11 protein-coding genes are annotated in these 18,225 nt (G+C 36.3%); 2 read left to right on the top strand and 9 right to left on the bottom strand.

Annotated elements, in window-relative coordinates; all coding sequences use genetic code 11:
* Nucleotides 1–34: 34 nt before the first annotated feature.
* The 9 genes from J4050_RS02820 to J4050_RS02780 all read right to left on the bottom strand — a co-directional run bounded on the left by J4050_RS02820 (nt 35) and on the right by J4050_RS02780 (nt 13,400).
* On the bottom strand, nt 35–2,467 hold the full coding sequence (locus tag J4050_RS02820; protein WP_208152439.1) for a TIM-barrel domain-containing protein: 2,433 nt from the start codon (nt 2,465–2,467) through the stop codon (nt 35–37).
* Between the two features lie 43 nt (nt 2,468–2,510).
* Nucleotides 2,511–3,488, bottom strand: coding sequence for an alpha/beta hydrolase (locus J4050_RS02815; RefSeq protein ID WP_208152438.1), 978 nt, complete (start codon nt 3,486–3,488; stop codon nt 2,511–2,513).
* Nucleotides 3,489–3,490: 2 nt separating this feature from the next.
* Complete coding sequence (locus tag J4050_RS02810) at nt 3,491–5,425, bottom strand: glycoside hydrolase family 13 protein (RefSeq protein WP_208152437.1); 1,935 nt, start codon at nt 5,423–5,425, stop codon at nt 3,491–3,493.
* Between the two features lie 4 nt (nt 5,426–5,429).
* The gene (locus J4050_RS02805) at nt 5,430–7,049 is read right to left on the bottom strand and encodes a sulfatase family protein (protein WP_208152436.1); all 1,620 of its coding nucleotides are present in this window, start codon (nt 7,047–7,049) and stop codon (nt 5,430–5,432) included.
* A gap of 4 nt (nt 7,050–7,053) precedes the next feature.
* Nucleotides 7,054–7,857 (bottom strand): phytanoyl-CoA dioxygenase family protein, encoded by an 804-nt coding sequence (locus J4050_RS02800; protein WP_208152435.1) that lies wholly within the window; start codon nt 7,855–7,857, stop codon nt 7,054–7,056.
* A 1-nt stretch (nt 7,858) separates the two neighbouring features.
* Nucleotides 7,859–10,165 carry a glycoside hydrolase family 65 protein gene (locus J4050_RS02795; RefSeq protein WP_208152434.1) on the bottom strand — a complete coding sequence of 769 codons (2,307 nt, stop codon included), beginning with the start codon at nt 10,163–10,165 and terminating at the stop codon, nt 7,859–7,861.
* Nucleotides 10,166–10,206: 41 nt separating this feature from the next.
* The gene (gene pgmB, locus J4050_RS02790; RefSeq protein WP_208152433.1) at nt 10,207–10,860 is read right to left on the bottom strand and encodes a beta-phosphoglucomutase; all 654 of its coding nucleotides are present in this window, start codon (nt 10,858–10,860) and stop codon (nt 10,207–10,209) included.
* 1 nt (nt 10,861) lies between these two features.
* Nucleotides 10,862–12,220: an MFS transporter gene (locus J4050_RS02785; RefSeq protein ID WP_208152432.1), complete on the bottom strand. Its 1,359-nt coding sequence runs from the start codon at nt 12,218–12,220 to the stop codon at nt 10,862–10,864.
* 130 nt (nt 12,221–12,350) lie between these two features.
* Nucleotides 12,351–13,400, bottom strand: a complete 1,050-nt coding sequence (locus tag J4050_RS02780; RefSeq protein ID WP_208152431.1) for a LacI family DNA-binding transcriptional regulator — start codon at nt 13,398–13,400, stop codon at nt 12,351–12,353.
* Nucleotides 13,401–13,680: 280 nt separating this feature from the next.
* Between J4050_RS02780 and J4050_RS02775 the strand changes: the two genes are divergently transcribed.
* Both J4050_RS02775 and J4050_RS02770 read left to right on the top strand, forming a co-directional pair.
* The gene (locus J4050_RS02775) at nt 13,681–16,605 is read left to right on the top strand and encodes a SusC/RagA family TonB-linked outer membrane protein (RefSeq protein ID WP_208152430.1); all 2,925 of its coding nucleotides are present in this window, start codon (nt 13,681–13,683) and stop codon (nt 16,603–16,605) included.
* 6 nt (nt 16,606–16,611) lie between these two features.
* Entirely contained in the window at nt 16,612–18,216 is a 1,605-nt protein-coding gene (locus J4050_RS02770; protein WP_208152429.1) for a RagB/SusD family nutrient uptake outer membrane protein, read from the top strand.
* The last annotated feature ends 9 nt before the right edge of the window (nt 18,217–18,225 follow it).

The following is an 18,225-nucleotide window of genomic DNA, read 5'->3' as shown; positions in this document are numbered from 1 at the left end:
GCTCATGCTTCGCTCTGTCGAAATGACAAAATAATTATTTGCTCAATTTAATTCTAACTTCTTTTTCCTCCTTTGTATTCCAAGTCACAGTTAAAGTCAAGGTTTTATAATCTTCATTATAAGTGCCGTTCACTTTGTCTTTGTTAACTTTTATACGTTTCGGTTTTTTATCTACATTATGAATTACTAACTCAATAGTTTTTGTTTCGGTTGTATAATTATTTCCATTTTCAGCTTCAAATTCAATTTCTAACCAACGTCTTTCTTTTTCAGCTTCAAATTCTAGAATTTGAAATTGTTCCTTTTCGATGGCATTAACGGTTTTCCCATCATCGAAGTAAAAATCTCGTTCTGATTCTTCAACTGATTCATGATGATAATACTGTAATTGAATAAAGTTAGCGTCGTACTCCTTTGTAGATTGCATCGACTTAGCCAGTGGAATAAAGGCGCCTGCTCTAACATAAGTTGGAATATAAGCTGGATGTGTTTGTATACCTTTTGTTTGTCCACCTTCAATGATGTCATCATTTTCTATGTTGAACCAATACGAGGTTTTTGGGAAATAAACATTTTGCACGTCTTTACCTGCTTCTAAAACGGGTGCTACTAAAATATCATTACCCCAAAGATAGGTTTCGGAATAATCAAATAATTCTTGGTTATCAGGTTCTTCAAAAAATAAAGGGCGCATTAAAGGTTTCCCTTCAATATGATTTTCTGCCATTAAATGATAATTATAGGGCAACATACGGTAACGCATTTCAATAGCAAAACTGGCTAAATTTTTTGCTTTTTCACTTCTGAATACTGGCTCACTTGGCACATCTTCTTGTGCGTGTGGTCTGTAAATAGGTTGAAAAACTCCGTATTGTAACCATCGTGCGTATAATTCATCATCTAAATTAGCTCCTGCAAATCCGCCCAAATCGCTATGCATATACCCTAAACCTTGCATTGCCATTTGTATTGCAATTTCGGGTTGTGATTGTAAGCCTCCCCAACTTCTACTCACATCTCCAGACCAAGGAATTAAACCATAATGCTGACTTCCAGAATAACCAGCACGCATTAATATAAATGGTCGTAATTCTGGATTGGCCTCTAAGCTCGCTTCATAGACCAATTTTGCCCAATCATGACCATAGGTGTTATGAACCTCTTGAGAAGAACCTGTGGCATGTTGCACCCAATGTGGATGCACTTCTGGTTCACCTAAGTCACCCCAAAATCCTGTAACTCCCAGTTTAGATAAATCTTTATAAATATTTTTGAACCATGCATTACCTTTTTCATTGTAAATATCTATAATGCCTGTATTGCCAAAATAGAAATCGTATTTAGCAGGATTACCAATGGAATCTTTTGCTAAGATATTTTCTTCAACAGCTTCATTCCATTTTTTTGAATTGGTTAGAATGAAAGGTTCGGTTATGAGAATAGTTTCCACATTTTTAGACTTTAAGTCTTGCACCATTTGCTTAGGATTTGGAAACGAATCTTTATGAAATTCTAGATTGCCCATCGTCCCTTTTATGTCTTTTCCAAACCAATATAAATCGAGAATAATCGCATCTACAGGAATGTTTTCTTCTTTAAATTTATCAATGGTCATTTCTACTTCTTCTTGCGAATGATAGCCGAATCGACTTGAAAAATTACCCAACGCCCAACGTGGTAACATCGGTTGTTTTCCTGTTAACTCCGTATAATTATCCATGATATCGTACCACGAGTCACCTGCTACCACCTGATATGTTTTTCTGCCTGAAATCGTTTCATAAGTCAAGGTATTATCGCCTTTGCTATCTAAATCCAAATACCCAACTGGTGCATTATCAAAATGAATCATGTATTTATTGGATGATAATACGATTGGCATGGTGTAGTTCATCAACTTGGATTCCGTTTCATAACCGTAATGTGCCCGATTGAACAAGGGCAACCGGTTGCCTCTGCGGTTCATTCCCAACGCTCTGGAACCACCGCCATATAAGACCTCATCCTTTGTTAAATTGAATTCTATTTTTTCTGTGGAATCGGCAATAATATTACCATTGACCATGTCCATAGGTTGGTGCTCGTTTTTATAGTAACCTCGCTTTTCGGAAATTATGGATTCGCCCTTGTACTTATAACTCACTTGAAAGGGTTCAGTAGTAATAGTTACGGATAGGCCTTTACTCCCATATGTAATGTTGTTACCTACATACTTATAAGTTGTTTCGATAATTTCTGGTGGCATTACCACCGCATGTGACGCTTTGATATTTGTCTCGCCTTTAGGAATAAAGGTCGTTTCTAAAATGGCTTCAGAATAAAATTGAAAAATGTATTTCCCATCATTTGTTGTAACTGAAAACACATTGCTTTCTTCGTTGTGTGACTTATAAATTCGGTTTGGGTTTTGAGCATTAATCGAGAAGGTGACTAGTACAATCGATATGTATATAAAAAATTGTTTCATTTATTTGCTTTATGCGATTCTAAAATAAGTTCAGAATGACGTATTATTTCCCTAATAAAAATAGTAATGGTTGATCCAAACGCTTATTCCATGAATTTTCAGAATGGTCCGTACCTTCAAAAAATAAGTTTTTAGAATTCGACTCTGTATACCCTTTCGCCTTTAAAATTCTATCAACTCTTGGTGCGTATTGCGGATAAAATTGGTCCAAGGTTTTATTTCCATAATCGAAATACACCTTATGATTTCCGGCCTTAGGAAAATTCTCTTCCATATAACTAAAAATAGCCTCAGGCAGCGGATTATCTTTTCTAGGTGCTGCACCTACCCAATGAGTGGATAAACATCCTGCGCCGCCAAATATCATTGGGTATTCACTAATTGCATACATGGACATTAAGCCGCCCATACTTGAACCCATAACATAGGTGTTATTCTTATCTGTATGAACAGAATATGAATTATCAATACTTGGCTTTAATTCATCTACAATAAACCTTAAATAATTATCACCATTGAACTCTGGGTCCATATTCGCATTGACAGCTTCTTCTATCAGCTTCTTCTGAATTGTATCATCTAAAAATTCAAAAGCCTTTTGAGGAAATAAATCTTTCCAGCGAATTTTAGGAATATTATGAACAGCAACTACTATAAAATCTTTGGTTTTATCCTCTCCCATTAGTTGTGTTGCCCATTCATCTACTTTCCATTCTTGTTTATTCCAAGTTGTTGTACTATCAAATAGCATTTGTCCATCGTGCATATACAACACACTATATTTTCTATTTGTAGAGTAGTCTTTTGGTAACCAAATATCTACTGGTCTTGGAGTAATGTATTGTGAAGGGAAACTGTCTGCTCTAAATAATCGTCCTGAAGCCAGTATCGCTGAATCAAGCTTTACAAATTTAACTTCGGAAATGGTCAAATCGTTTAGTGAAGTATTCCATTCCTCCTTTTCATTTTTACATGAAAAAATTACAAAAACAACAGAAAAAATATACACCCACTTTTTCATGATTATAGTTTTGTAGTGAATAAATAACTGCCTTTTTTATCTAGTGTGAGCATATCTGACCATTGAATAGTCTTTCCTGTTTGTATATTTTTAAGCGTCTTACCGTTGAGATTTAATTCTTCAAAACAGTCTAATTGTAAATCAAAAGGATTTTCATTTTTATTCAGAATATGAACTACAGTTTCATTCTCATTATAGCGTGCCAAAACATAAGTGTTGTCTTCTGGTGCAAAATGTAGTGTTTTACCAGAATGAATAGCTTCAGATGATTTCCTGAAATTAAGAAGGTTAGAAATGAAAGATTGCATGTCTTTTTTAGACTCTGCAAGATTTTCGCCAGTAAAAGCGTTTGTTGTGTCATTTGCCCAACCTCCAGGAAAATCTGTGCGAATTAAACCATGATCGCCTGGTTTGGCAAAATCATCCATTAGAATCTCGGTACCGTAATACATTTGAAATGTTCTTGGTAAAACTGATAAATAACTTAATGCCATTTTGGTATTAGTAATATCACCATCCATTTGCGTAAAGATGCGACTCATATCGTGGTTATCAGGGAATACCATAATGTCTTCAGGTCGTTTATAATGAAAATCGTTTGCCAAGGCCACATATATCTCCTTTAAACCTGTACCCCAAGTTTCGTCATTTTTAAGTCCTGCAACTACTTTTTCCTGCATGGCGAAATCCATAGTAGACCGCAAGTTGCTATCATAACCATCGGCATTGTCTTTACCATCTTGCCAATAGGCAATTAAAAGCGGATTGCTAGACCATTCTTCTCCAACAATATTAAAGTTTGGATACTCAGTCATTATTGCACCAGCCCAATCGCTCATAAAATCCTTGTCTGGATACGGATACGTATCTTGACGAATACCCCCAAGCCCTAAGGTTTCTATCCACCAAATACTATTTTGAATGATATAATTGGCCATAAAAGGGTTGCCTTGGTTTAAATCTGGCATACCCTTTACAAACCATCCATCAGACATGTCTTTTTGGTCTTTCTTTGATGCATAAGCATCTTGATTGGTTGTGCGACGATGGGACGAGCGAATCACTGTTTCTCTATTCCAATTATCAATATGCTCTTCATAATAGTCTTGATAGTTGACCCAATCTGTAAATGGTAAATCTTTCATCCACCAATGCTCTAATCCACAATGGTTAGCCACTTGGTCCATTACTAATTTCATATCTCTTTTCCTCAACTCATCTGCCAATTGAATATAATCTTTAGTTGTACCAAATCTTGGGTCAACCTCATAATAATCCGTAATAGCATAGCCATGATATGAGCCTTGAGGCATATCGTTAGTCAATACTGGACAAGGCCAAACCGCTGTAAATCCAAGATTGTCAATATAATCTACGTGATTAATAATACCCTGTAAATCACCTCCGTGTCGCGCATAACCATCAGTTCTATCAGTACCTTGCTCATTCATTGTTTCTACTGAATCGTTTTCTGGATTGGCATTGGCAAAACGGTCTGGTGTAATTAAGTAAATGGCATCACTACTATTGAAACCTATATACTCATCGGCTGGTTTTACACGTTCTTTAAACTCGTAAGTCGCGATTAACTCCTCACCGGTATCGTTTTTAAATGAAATATTAAACTTCGTTGCCACGGCTTTAGAGATATCTAAATCAATAAATACATAGTTATCACTATTGTTGCCTTTTGAAACCTTGTTAATCTTTACTCCTGAATAATTTATGCTTGGTTTATATTCTGAAATATTTGGATGCTTAACCAAAAGTTGTAAGCTATCATTTTTAAAATCAACCCACCAATTTGGTGGTTCAATCCGCTCAATGTCATTAATTTCTATAAAATCCGAAGTATTTGATACTAATGTATCATCTTCCTTTTTGTTACTGCTACAAGCTAACATGAGTAAGCTTATGCAAAAGAGTAATTTCTTCATAAGATTAAGTTTTGTTTTCCAATTGTTTCAAACGCTTTAAATCACTATTTATAAACATTTGATTTAAGCTATCTGAATCTTTATAATATAGTCGTAATTCTTCAAGCTGTTTGTGAAGCTTCGACTGTATCTCAGTATATTCCGGATTATTGTAAATATTTTGCATTTCATTTGGGTCTTTTTCCAAATCATATAATTCCCAAGCCTCAATATCATAATAAAACCGTATGAGTTTGTAACGTTTTGTTCTAATCCCATAATGTCGTTTTACCATATGAATACCAGGATATTCGTAATAATGATAGTATAAAGCTTTTCTCCAGTCTACTTTATTATCCATAAATAAAGGCACTAAACTTTGTCCTTGCATCTCTGAAGGAATGTCAATGCCTGCAATATCAAGTACAGTAGGTGCAAAATCTATATTTTGTACCAAATCACTATTGATAGTATTAGGTTTTATCTTCTCTGGATATCTCATTAAAAGTGGTGTTCTAAATGACTCTTCATACATAAAGCGCTTATCAAACCATCCGTGTTCACCAAGAAAAAATCCTTGGTCAGAGGTATAAACCACCATAGTATTTTGGGTAAGATTATTGTCATCAAGATAATCTAAAAGTCGCCCAACATTTCTATCCACACTTTTTATAACACCAAGATAATCCTTCATATAACGTTGAAACTTCCAAAGTGTTAAAGCTTTCCCTTTTGGATTTATTTTTTCAAAATCATCATTTATTGGCCCATAGACTTTTATCCACTGATCTTGCTCTTCTGGTGTTAGGCGATTGAAACGCTCTAGATAGGCACCTTCATACCATGATAAAAATTCTTTGTAATTTAATTTCTCTAAAAGTTCTGGTGCTATTTTATTATCGGCACTCAACGCCATATGGTCTGCTATTCTCATTTCCGCATCAATTGATGCCCTGCTTTTGGTTTTATAATCGTCAAAAAGTGATTCTGGAACTGGAATTCTACGATTTTTAAATGCCTCCAAATCCTGCATTGATGGCCACCATTGCCTATGTGGTGCTTTATGATTATACATTAACATAAAGGGTTTAGTCCTGTCTCTTAAAGTCTCTAAATAATGAATTGCCTTATCAGTAATTACATCTGTCACATAGCCTTCAGTTTTTACTTCTCCGTAAGAGGTTAGAAATTCTGGGTGATAGTAATGACCCTGATCGGGGAGGACTTCCCAATAATCGAAGCCTATAGGATTAGATTTTAAATGCCATTTGCCATAAATAGCTGTTTCATATCCATGTTTTCTTAAAATCTTGGGAAAAGTAACTTGAGTTGTATCAAATACATCTAGATTATCTCGTACACTATTAAGATGGCTAAACTTTCCTGTTAAGGCCACAGCTCTGCTTGGCGAACAAATAGAGTTGGTAACAAATGCTTTATTGAAGAGCATACCTTCGCTTGCCAACCTATCAATATTTGGTGTGCTTATTACCTTATCATCGTAAGCACTTAAGGCTTGATAAGCGTGATCGTCTGTGATAATAAATACAATATTAGATTTATCAAGGTTTTCACTTTTAGTAATTTTATCACTACACGACACGTGTGCTAAAAAAACAAAAGTTATGTAAATCCAATTTTTCATTATTTCAATTTAATATTGGATTTGAGGATGAATCTGCAAATTGCCCAACTGATTTATTTCCTAACCATTTGTCTAAATCGGTTTTTTGATGCTTATTCCCTGGCGATTGAATTTTGGCACCGTCAGCATAATATATAACAGTCATTACCTCTCTCATTTGATCTCTAGATTTATTCGGTCCAGCGCCATGAATGGTCCAACCGCTATGAAAAGTAGCATCTCCTGCTTTCATTACTTTGGCACACTGTAAGGTAAAGCCATGTTTTTTGATGTGTGCCTCAAAAATTGCCTCCGTATCATCAGATATGGCTTCGCTTTTTACTTCACCCAATTTATGGGAACCAGAGGCAAAGGTCAACATACCCATATCTTCAGAAATATCAACCAAAGGCATCCACATAGTTATGGTTTTGTTTGTATCCAAAGGCCAATAATATTGATCCTGATGCCAAGGCGTATAGCCGCCATTTGGCTCCTTAAATAGAGCTTGATCATGATACAAACGTACCTTATCTACACCCAGCAATCTGGCAGCTACATCAGCAAAACGTTTGGCAAAAACAAACTTCTTTACCTTTTCGTTCTGCGTCCATAAATTCATGATTTGCAAAAAAGCCTTGCTATATGTATCTCTATCTTGAAGCTTACGCGTTTCAGTATTTAGTTGGCTACAAGCCGCCTTTATTATTGGCTGAAAAAAGACCATCTCTTGTTGAAGAGAAAGACTTTCTATTAGAATATGACCATCCTTTTGAAAATCTTCAACTTGCTTCGTTGAGAGTTGATATGTTTCATCTCCAATATTCACATTACACCTTAACCAGATTATTTGGGCTTATTGTAATTGGCTTTCCATTAACTATAATTTTCAAGTCTTGTTTGCCCTCGAGTTCAAAATGCGTATGCCCTTGGCATACATTTACCTTTATAATTTGATGTCTAAAATTGACCTTAAAGGAATAGCCCTCCCATTGTTCTGGTATTTTGGGTTCAAACGTTAATGTATCGTTCTTTACGCGCATGCCTCCAAAACCTTCTACTATACTCATCCAAGTACCAGCCATGGACGTGATGTGTAAGCCTTCGTGTACTTCGTGATTATAATCATCTAAATCTAGGCGAGAGGTTCTTAAATAGAACTCGTAGGCTTGTTCCATTCTATTTAATTTTGACGCTTGAATACTGTGTACGCAGGGCGATAACGAACTTTCGTGAACAGTAAACGGTTCATAAAAATCAAAATGCCGCTCAAGATCTTCTGTAGTAAAATTATCTTCAAAAAAATAGAATCCTTGAAGCGTGTCCGCTTGCTTTATATAAGGTGAGCGCAATATTCTGTCCCATGACCATTTTTGGTTTATTGGCCGCTGTGATTTATCCAGGTCTGCCACGGTAATCAATTCTTTGTCTAAAAACCCATCTTGCTGCAAGAAAACCTTATGATCCTCAGAATAAGGAAAATACATATTGTCAGCCACCTCAACCCAATCTTTAACCTCAGCCTTAGAGAGTTTAGCTTTGTGCATAATCCTTGTGTAATCCGTAGGATATTCCGATTGAATCTTTTCTATATTTTCAACGGCATAGTTAATACACCATTTAGCTATGTAGTTAGTGTACCAGTTATTATTGACATTGTTTTCATATTCATTGGGTCCTGTAACCCCAAGAATAACATATTTATTTTTTGCTGTGGAGAAGGTTGCTCTTTGATGCCAAAATCGAGCTATACCAATGAGAACCTCGAGTCCTTTTTCTGGGATATAACTGTAATCGCCTGTATATCTGTAATAGTTATAAATTGCAAAAGCTATGGCGCCATTGCGGTGAATTTCTTCAAAGGTTATTTCCCATTCGTTATGGCATTCTTCGCCATTCATGGTCACCATTGGATATAAAGCAGCACCATTTTTAAAGCCCAATTTTTCTGCATTTTCGATGGCTTTTTGAAGATGATAGTATCGATATTCTAACAGGCTTCTAGCAACATTTTGATCTTTGGTTGCCATGTAGAAGGGTATGCAATAGGCTTCTGTATCCCAATAGGTACTGCCTCCATACTTTTCTCCTGTAAAACCTTTTGGACCAATATTTAATCTAGCATCTTTCCCTAGATAAGTTTGGTTTAAATGAAAAATATTGAATCTAATCCCTTGTTGGGCTCTAACATCTCCCTCTATGGTAATGTCTGCCATATCCCAAATTTGAGACCACGCTAATTTCTGGCCCTCTAGGAGCAGGTCAAAACCTTGGTCTTTTGCTGTATCTAAGACCGTATGAGCAGCAGTAACTAAATCGTATTTATCGTGATTTCTATCTACCGTATACCCTCCAAATTTTTGAATTTTAAATTCTTCACCTTGTGCTACTTTAGCCCTGTAACTGAAAGCGAAATATGTAGAAGACTTATCTACCTCTGGCGTAATGTCTAAAGGCTTTTGATTTAAGAACAATTGTGATTCCATAAATGTACAGGTATAGAAATCTGTCTTCATGGTTTTAGCCTGGATAAAAGCTCTATGCTCTTTAAAGGACACGCTTAAGGTGTCCCAAAACTTATCATCCCAATTACTGTCTTCATTGGTAATTCCAGTATCTATATAAGGTCTGTAGGTTATGGTTGCAGGAGCATTTAAAGGAACCACATTATAATCGATTGCCCCAAGTTCATCTATGTCTAGGCTTAAAAATCGTCTAATCGAAACATCAACCTCTATATTGTTTTGAAGTGTGGCCGTAAAACTGCGTGCTAACCAGCCTTCTTTCATATTGAGCTCTCGCCTAAAGTTTTCAACGCGCTTACACTTAAATAAATCTAACGATTCATCATTTATATAGACATTGATACCTATCCAATTTGGTGCATTTAAAACCTTTGCAAAATACTCTGGATAACCATTCTTCCACCAGCCTACTCTCGTTTTATCGGGATAATAAACTCCAGCAATATAACTTCCTTGAAATGTTGGCCCAGAATACTTTTCTTCAAAATTGGCACGCTGGCCCATAGCTCCATTTCCAATACTAAATAGGCTTTCAGACGCTTTAACATGCTCTGAATCGAATCCTTCCTCTATTATCGACCAGTTATTTGGTTTGATATAATCTAGATTCATAATATAATGTATTGTGGCATTCTGTAGAATACCATATTCGTTTATTCGTTTATTAGTTGGTTTAAAAAGTCTTCTGAAATTTGGGTAAAATCCTTAAAGACATAATCGGCGTGGCCCAAAACCTTTTCGCTTCCAATACCAATGGAAACCATACCAGCAATATTTGCTGCTTCAACACCAGCGACGGAATCTTCAAAAACGATACACGCTTTTGGATCTACCCCTAGAAGTCTTGATGCTGTTACAAATACCTCGGGATCCGGTTTAGCCCTAGAAACATCATTGCCATCAACAATGGCATTGAAGTCTTGAAGTAAATTCACCTTTTCTAAAATAGGTTTGGCGTTTTTACTCGCTGAACCTAAGGCTACTGGTTGCTTATGTCGCTTAAGAATATCCAGCACTTTATGGACATCCGGAAGAACTTCCGATTCATCCATTGTATCAATGTAACTTAAGTAGTCATCATTCTTTTTTGCCATTAAATCTGTGAATTCCTCAGAGCTTAATGACTTGTTTCCCCAAGTTAATATTTTCTGTAAAGAACGGACACGACTAACCCCTTTAAGCTGTTCATTTTCTTCTTCGGTAAAGTCAATACCTAAACCATTGGCTAGCTTTTTCCATGCCAAAAAATGATATTTTGCGGTATCTACAATGACACCATCTAAATCAAATATGAATCCTTTTTTCATTTTATTCTGCTTCGTTAATTACAACGGTGTCGTCAACATCTTTAACTCTTGTTACCAGTAATGCAGCAATAATAAAAGATATACCGCTTAAGACTAGAGCGAATATCGGCCTATCATTGTAGAGATGTTTCACCATTGGCCCACCGATTAGGGCATTTAAAATTTGAGGTAGGACAATAAAGAAGTTGAATATTCCCATATAAACTCCCATTTTTCTTGCAGGAATAGATCCTGCCAAAATAGCGTAAGGCATAGCCAGTATACTAGCCCATGCTATACCAACACCAAACATTGAAAGGATTAGCCAATTCTTGCCGGGAAGCACGTACAACGAGAGCAATCCTAGAGCACCAATGATTAAAGAATAAGAATGCGTTTTCTTTCTTCCAATTTTTTTGGCTATAGCTGGCAAAAAGAAGGCGTACACCGCTGATACCGCGTTGTATACACCAAATAAAATACCGACCCAATCTCCAGCATCCTGAAAACCCTTACTGTGAGTATCTGTTATATCCAAACCATAAATATGTGATGCTATAGCTGGAGTTGCAAAAACCCACATACCAAACAATCCAAACCAAGAGAAGAACTGAACCCATGCTAATTGCTTCATGGTTTCAGGCATTTTTGCAAAATCTGAAAAAATATTAAGAAGACTAGACGACTCTTCTTCTTGTATCTCCTCACCTTCAGCAGCATGAATAAGTTCCATTTCCTCAGGGGAATATTCTTTCGTAGTGATTACTGTCACTAAAATACTACCTATTAAAACTCCGGCACCAACAAAGAATGACAAGAGTAAGTTTAGAGGAACCTCGCCAACAGCCGCTTCATTGGTTACACCGAACCAATTTGCTAGAACATATGGTAACCAAGATCCTATTACTGCACCAATACCTATTAATACTGTTTGGACACTGAAACCTAAAGTTCTTTGGTCTGAAGGTAGAACATCTGCCACTAACGCCCGAAAAGGCTCCATTGCAACATTAAAAGAAGCATCCATAATCATTAACATACCAGCTCCTACCCATAAGGCTGGCATGTATGCCGTAAACATGTCTGAGTTTGGCATTAGGATTAAACCAAAAGACGCTAAAATCGCTCCAACCAAGAAGTATGGTCGTCTTCGTCCAAGCCTAGTCCATGTTTGATCACTGTAGTGCCCAATTATTGGTTGCACAATTAGGCCTGTTAATGGTGCTACAATCCAAAACCACGAAAGTTCATGAACATCTGCACCAAAAATCTGTAAAATTCTACTAGCGTTGGCATTTTGTAGGGCAAAACCCATCTGAACCCCTAGAAAACCGAAACTTAAGTTCCATATTTCCCAAAAGCTTAATCTACGCTTTTGCATAAATAGTATAGTTTGATTAATACTATTCTGATAAGCAAAGCTCATCAAAACTTAACTGTAGAAGTGAAAATATAAGTTTTGATTTCGGGTTAAAGATAGATAATGATTTTAAACTGGCAATGATAAATTACTATTTAGTAGATTTGCGCTCTATTAAATCGGTCTCTATAACAACCGTTTGATACGTTTCATCTTCATTTTCGTTGTGCTCAGTCTCGAGCCTATTAATAAGGAGGTCAGCAGCTTTTTCCCCCATAACTTGAGCATGCTGGCTAACCGTTGTTAAACTCGGAGTTGAGTGCTTTGAAAGCACACCATCAGTAAAACCAATGACTTGAATATCCTTTGGAATCTCCAGTCCTAATTTTCTGGCGACCTTCATTGCCGACAAGGCATAAAGCTCATTAACAGCAAAAACTCCATCAACAGATTTGTTGGATTTAAATAAATGCTCAATTTCATTCTCTAGAGCATCAAGATGTACCTCGTAATCTAGCTTGTCATCTAATTTTAGAATAAGTTCAGATTCTAATTCAAAACCCGCATCATTTAAGGCATCCATATAACCTTGTGTTCTTAGTTTACCAACGCTGACGTAATCCTTTGTTGTAATAAGAGCTATTGACTTACACCCGTTAGTAATCAATTTCTCAACAGCTGACTTGGCGCCTCCAAAATCATTAACAATAACCTTATCGCAATTAATGTCGGACACCACACGATCAAACATTACAATTGGCATACCCTGACTCATAGTCTCATTAAAGTGATGATAATCTTGCAGTTGCAGAGTTTCTTTTGAAATCGACAGTATAAATCCGTCTATACTTCCATTTGCAAGCATTTCCATATTGATAACCTCTTTGGAAAATGACTCGTTTGATAGACCGATTATAACATTATAACCTCTTTTATTAGCAACCAATTCTACCCCTCTAATCACTTTCGAAAAGAAATGATGTACAATTTCCGGGATGATGATTCCAATGGTATTAGTCTTCCGATTCTTAAGGCTTAGGGCAATATTATTTGGCCTGTAATTATAAAGCTTAGCAAAAGCTTGTACTTTTTGCTTAGTATCTGCACTTATTTCCGGACTATTTCTAAGTGCCTTTGAGACTGTAGAAATTGAAACATCTAGTTCTCTAGCTATTTGTTTAAGGGTAATTTTTCGTTTCATTCTGATCATTAACTAGTTACAACTATTTTCAGAAAAAACCATAAACAAAAAGGACTATTGTTTCGGAATCCTCAGTTTTAACTTTTAGAAATTGTGAAATTCTCAATTTTTCTATATTTTTCTGAAAATGTTAATTATTGTTAAAAAGTTTTTAACACGAAAACGTTTTCGTGACAAATGTCAGGTTTTTTAACGTTTACAACATGCTAAATTTACATATTTTTAACCCAAGAAGTGAAAATATAAATAATTAACTAAGCAATTAATTTAAAAACTTTGTATGAAAACATTCTTTAATGCTTTACTAATCTGTTGTTTGCTTGCGCCAGCAACTATGTTTGCGCAAACTACTGTTTCAGGTACAGTCACAGATAAAGCAAACGCTATGCCTTTACCTGGCGTTAACGTTATTGTTAAGGGCACCTCGAGAGGTACATCGACTGATTTTGATGGTAACTATACTCTTGAGCTAAGTGATGGTGAAACCGTAGTAGTTTCTTACCTTGGCTACACCACACAAGAAATAATTTATTCTGGCCAGTCTAGACTTGATGTCGCTCTTGTTGAAGATGCAGCTCAATTAGATGAGGTCATACTTATTGGTTACGGTACCACTACCGTAAAAGATGCAACGGGTTCTGTAGAATCTGTAACAGCAAAGGACTTTACACGTGGTAATATTGTAACTCCTGAAAATTTACTCGCTGGTCGAGTTGCTGGTGTTAATATAACTAGTGACGGTGGACGTCCAGGTGCATCTGGCACTATCCGCATACGTGGTGGTTCTTCGATTAATGCGTCTAATGACCCCTTAATTGTTATTGATGGATTACCAATTTCAAATGATAATGTTAACGGTTCACGTGGTATACTAAGTACAATTAACCCAAATGATATAGAATCTTTCTCTATATTAAAAGATGCCTCAGCGACAGCAATCTACGGATCGCGTGCTGCTAATGGTGTAATTATTATTGTTACCAAAAAAGGTCGTGATTCCTTCAGTGCCGATATTGATACTCAATTTAGTTTCGGTGAGAACTTCAATGAAATTGATGTGTTCAGTGGGGACGAATTTAGAGATTTAGTAAATTCCCAGCCCATAAACGGTACTACGTTAGATACGAGTTTGCTAGGCACTGAAAATACTGATTGGCAAGATGAGATTTTCAGAAACACGGTTTCGGCCATTCACAACATTACTTTAAGAGGTTCACTTTTTAATGCGCTTCCAACACGTTTTTCTTTTGGAACAACTAGACAAGAAGGTGCCTTAATTACCTCTCTTAACGAAAGACGTAACTTATCCTTATCACTCAACCCTTCTTTATTTGATGATCATCTTAAAATCAATGTTAATGCAAATATGGCCTTTGAGGATAACCGTTTTGCAAACGCAGGTGAAATTGGTGCTGCTTTAAGATATGACCCTACGCAACCTGTAATGGATGGAAACCCTGATTTTGGTGGATTCTATCAGCATGTAGATGCTAATGGTTTAGTTCAAAACGGAACAACCAATCCGGTTTATAACCTTGTTTTCCGTGATGACTTAGGTGATGTTAATAGAGTATTTGGTAATATTAATTTAGATTACAATTTCCATTTTTTACCAGAGTTAAGAGCAGTATTAAATCTTGGTTACGATAGATCAGAATCAAGAACCTCTATTGAAGCTAGATTTGCAACACAAGATAATGTATCACGCGAGTCATCTTCAGCTTTCCAAGAAAGAACTAATGAATCCTTAGATGGTTTCTTAACCTATACAAGAGATTTAGGAGATTTCGGTTTTGATGTAACTGGTGGTTACTCTTATCAGCGATTTGCTAATTCAGGATCGTTTACGGGTAATATTTTAGACCCTCAAGCCGTAGGTGATAATTTTGCCGACCCAGATGTTGTATTGATTGGTTTCTTTGGTAGAGCTAACTTAAGCCTTTATGATAAATACCGTTTAACCTTGAACTATCGTCGTGATGGCACATCTCGTTTTAGCGAAGAAAACCAATGGGGTGATTTTTGGTCTGTTGCCGGTGCATGGCAAATAAGTGATGAAGACTTCCTCAAGGACTCCAACACAATTTCTAATTTAAAATTACGAGCTAGTTACGGTTTAACCGGCCAGCAAGATATTGGTGCTAGAGATATTTTCTTAAGACGTCTCCGAAGAGGACGACCTGATTCTGTATTCCAGTTTGGTAATGTTCCTATTCAGACCTTACTTCCTTCTGCATTAAATCCAGATTTAAAATGGGAGGAAACCAGTACTTTAGAATTTGGTATCGACTACGGATTGTTTAATAACAGGATTTCCGGTACCCTAGGTGTCTTTTTAAGAACAACGGATGATCTTCTGTTTGACGCACCAGTAGCTGATGGTAGTAACTTTACGAATAACATAGTACAGAACATTGGTTCATTAGAAACTCGAGGGTTAGAATTTAGTATAGATGCAAGTGTTGTTAATAATGACAATGTTAATTGGAATTTAAACTTTAATGCTACCTTCTTAGATAGAGAAATTACCCAACTTGCTTTTGGACAAGATGTTACTACTGGAGGAATTGGTGGCGGAACTGGTAACTTCATCCAGATTCAAAGAGAAGGTGAGGCACCAAACTCATTTTATGTATTTAAGCAACTTTATGATGCAAACGGTAGTCCAATAGAAGGTGCTTATGCCGATCTTAACGGAGATAACATTATCAATGATGAAGACAGGTATGTTAAAGAAAATCCATACCCAAATACAACTCTAGGTTTCCAGTCTAACCTTAATTATAAGAATTTTGACTTTTCCTTTAACCTTAGAGCTAGTTTAGGTGGTTATATATATAACAATGTAAACTCTTCCAGAGCGCAATATGAATTATTACAAGATAATGCTGTCTTAGGAAATATCCCGACATCTGTTTTACAAACTAATTTCCAAAGAACCTCTGACGTAATTATTTCAGATTTATATATTGAAAATGCATCATTCTTAAGAATGGACAATATTACATTAGGATATACTTTTAAAGACATTTCAAGTGTCTTAAAGAGCCTAAGAATTTGGGCAGGTGTACAAAATGCCTTTATTATTACGGATTATAGTGGTCTTGACCCTGAAGTTTCCCTTTCAGGAGGTAGCCCAGGAGTTGACAACACTATTTTCCCAAGACAAAGAAACTTTTTAGTAGGAGCTAACTTTAAATTTTAAAAAACTATGAAAAGAAAATTAAAACAATTACAGAAAGTTGGTGTCTTATTATTTGTTGTGGTGTTTATGGTCTCATGTACAGATGATTTAAACATTATACCTAATGATGAAGACACATTGCTAGCAGACGAGGCTTTTGCAAACGAAGCAGCCTATAAACAACTGTTGGCAGGAGTTTATGCCAATTTAGCATTAACAGGAACCGATGGTGCCGGAAGCTCTAACATACAAGGATTAGATGCAGGTACCAGCCAATTTGGTCGTGTATTATTATACCTACAGACGCTTTCAGCAGACCAAATGATTTGGTCTTATGAAAATGACCCTGGAACAAGAGAAATCCAACGAAATATTTGGACGGCTCAAAACCCATTAATTCTAGGTATGTTCAGTAGATCACACGCAACTATTGCATTTGCAAATAACTTTTTGAACGAAACAACTGATGAGAAACTAGACAGTAGAAATGTTTCTGCTGGAGTTAGAGCTCAAATTGTTAATTATAGAGCAGAAGCTAGATTGCTCAGAGCAATGTCTTATTATTATATGATGGATTTATTTGGTAAGGCTAATTTCGTTACAGAAACTTCCGGTATAAATGTTGTACCACCAGTAATCGAAAGACCAGAGCTATTTACTTTCATCGAAGAGGAGTTGTTGGCCATTGAGAATGATTTAATTGATGCCAACCAAAACGAATACGGTAGAGTAGACAAAGGTGTTGCTTGGATGATTTTAGCAAAAATGTATCTCAATTCTGAGGTTTATATTGGTGCACCTAATTATGACAAGTGTCTCGAATATTGTAACAAAATTTTGACCTCAAGTTACACTTTAGCAACGGATTATAAACACAATTTCATGGCTGATAACAATACTAATTCTGCCACAAACGAAATTATCTTCCCAATCGTTTCAGACGGAGCGACGACTCAAAACTTTGGACCAACAACTGTTATGATTAACGGTTCTGTAGGAAGTTTAGAAGTAAACGGCCAAGAAGTTGGTGTTACTCAAGGCGGCTGGGGCGGTGCTCTACGTGTCCGCAAGCAGTTTGCTGATTTATTTGGAGGTGGATTGTTCTCTAACGATGACAGAAATACCTTGATTACAGCAAATAGACCTATCGATATTACTGATATATCAGACAGGGATACAGGTTATATTATTCAAAAATACTCTAACGCTACTTCAACAGGCGGGTTTGGTATTGACCTTACTTTTGTTGATACAGATTTTCCGCTTTTTAGATTGGCAGATGTTCATTTAATGTATGCAGAAGCACATCTTAGAGGTGGTGGCGGCACATTAGCAACTGCTGTTGATTTAGTTAATGACTTAAGAACAAGAGCCAATAATCCTAATTTAATTTCAGCGGGAGATTTAACGCTTGATTTTATTTTGGATGAACGGTCGAGAGAGTTACATTGGGAAGCACACAGAAGGCAAGATTTAATCCGCTTCAACCGATACACGGGAGGAAATTATAATTGGGCATGGAAAGGAAATGGTAGCAATGGTATTTCAATACCTGCACATTTCGACCTATACCCTATTCCAAATTTAAGTTTATCATCCAACCCTAATTTAACGCAAAATCCAGGGTATTAATTAAAATAG

The sequence above is a fragment of the Winogradskyella pelagia genome (assembly GCF_017581965.1).
GTDB classification, from domain to species: domain Bacteria; phylum Bacteroidota; class Bacteroidia; order Flavobacteriales; family Flavobacteriaceae; genus Winogradskyella; species Winogradskyella pelagia.
Note: the sequence above shows the minus strand (reverse complement) of the source record. Positions and strands in the feature narration are given on the sequence as shown.

What these genes read in the sequence shown, in the direction of transcription:
- pgmB (WP_208152433.1), bottom strand. Translation starts at nt 10,860, where the DNA reads ATGAAAAAAGGATTCATATTTGATTTAGATGGTGTCATTGTAGATACC.
- J4050_RS02795 (WP_208152434.1), bottom strand. Translation starts at nt 10,165, where the DNA reads ATGAATCTAGATTATATCAAACCAAATAACTGGTCGATAATAGAGGAA.
- J4050_RS02805 (WP_208152436.1), bottom strand. Translation starts at nt 7,049, where the DNA reads ATGAAAAATTGGATTTACATAACTTTTGTTTTTTTAGCACACGTGTCG.
- J4050_RS02815 (WP_208152438.1), bottom strand. Translation starts at nt 3,488, where the DNA reads ATGAAAAAGTGGGTGTATATTTTTTCTGTTGTTTTTGTAATTTTTTCA.
- J4050_RS02820 (WP_208152439.1), bottom strand. Translation starts at nt 2,467, where the DNA reads ATGAAACAATTTTTTATATACATATCGATTGTACTAGTCACCTTCTCG.
- J4050_RS02770 (WP_208152429.1), top strand. Translation starts at nt 16,612, where the DNA reads ATGAAAAGAAAATTAAAACAATTACAGAAAGTTGGTGTCTTATTATTT.
- J4050_RS02810 (WP_208152437.1), bottom strand. Translation starts at nt 5,425, where the DNA reads ATGAAGAAATTACTCTTTTGCATAAGCTTACTCATGTTAGCTTGTAGC.
- J4050_RS02775 (WP_208152430.1), top strand. Translation starts at nt 13,681, where the DNA reads ATGAAAACATTCTTTAATGCTTTACTAATCTGTTGTTTGCTTGCGCCA.
- J4050_RS02785 (WP_208152432.1), bottom strand. Translation starts at nt 12,220, where the DNA reads ATGCAAAAGCGTAGATTAAGCTTTTGGGAAATATGGAACTTAAGTTTC.
- J4050_RS02780 (WP_208152431.1), bottom strand. Translation starts at nt 13,400, where the DNA reads ATGAAACGAAAAATTACCCTTAAACAAATAGCTAGAGAACTAGATGTT.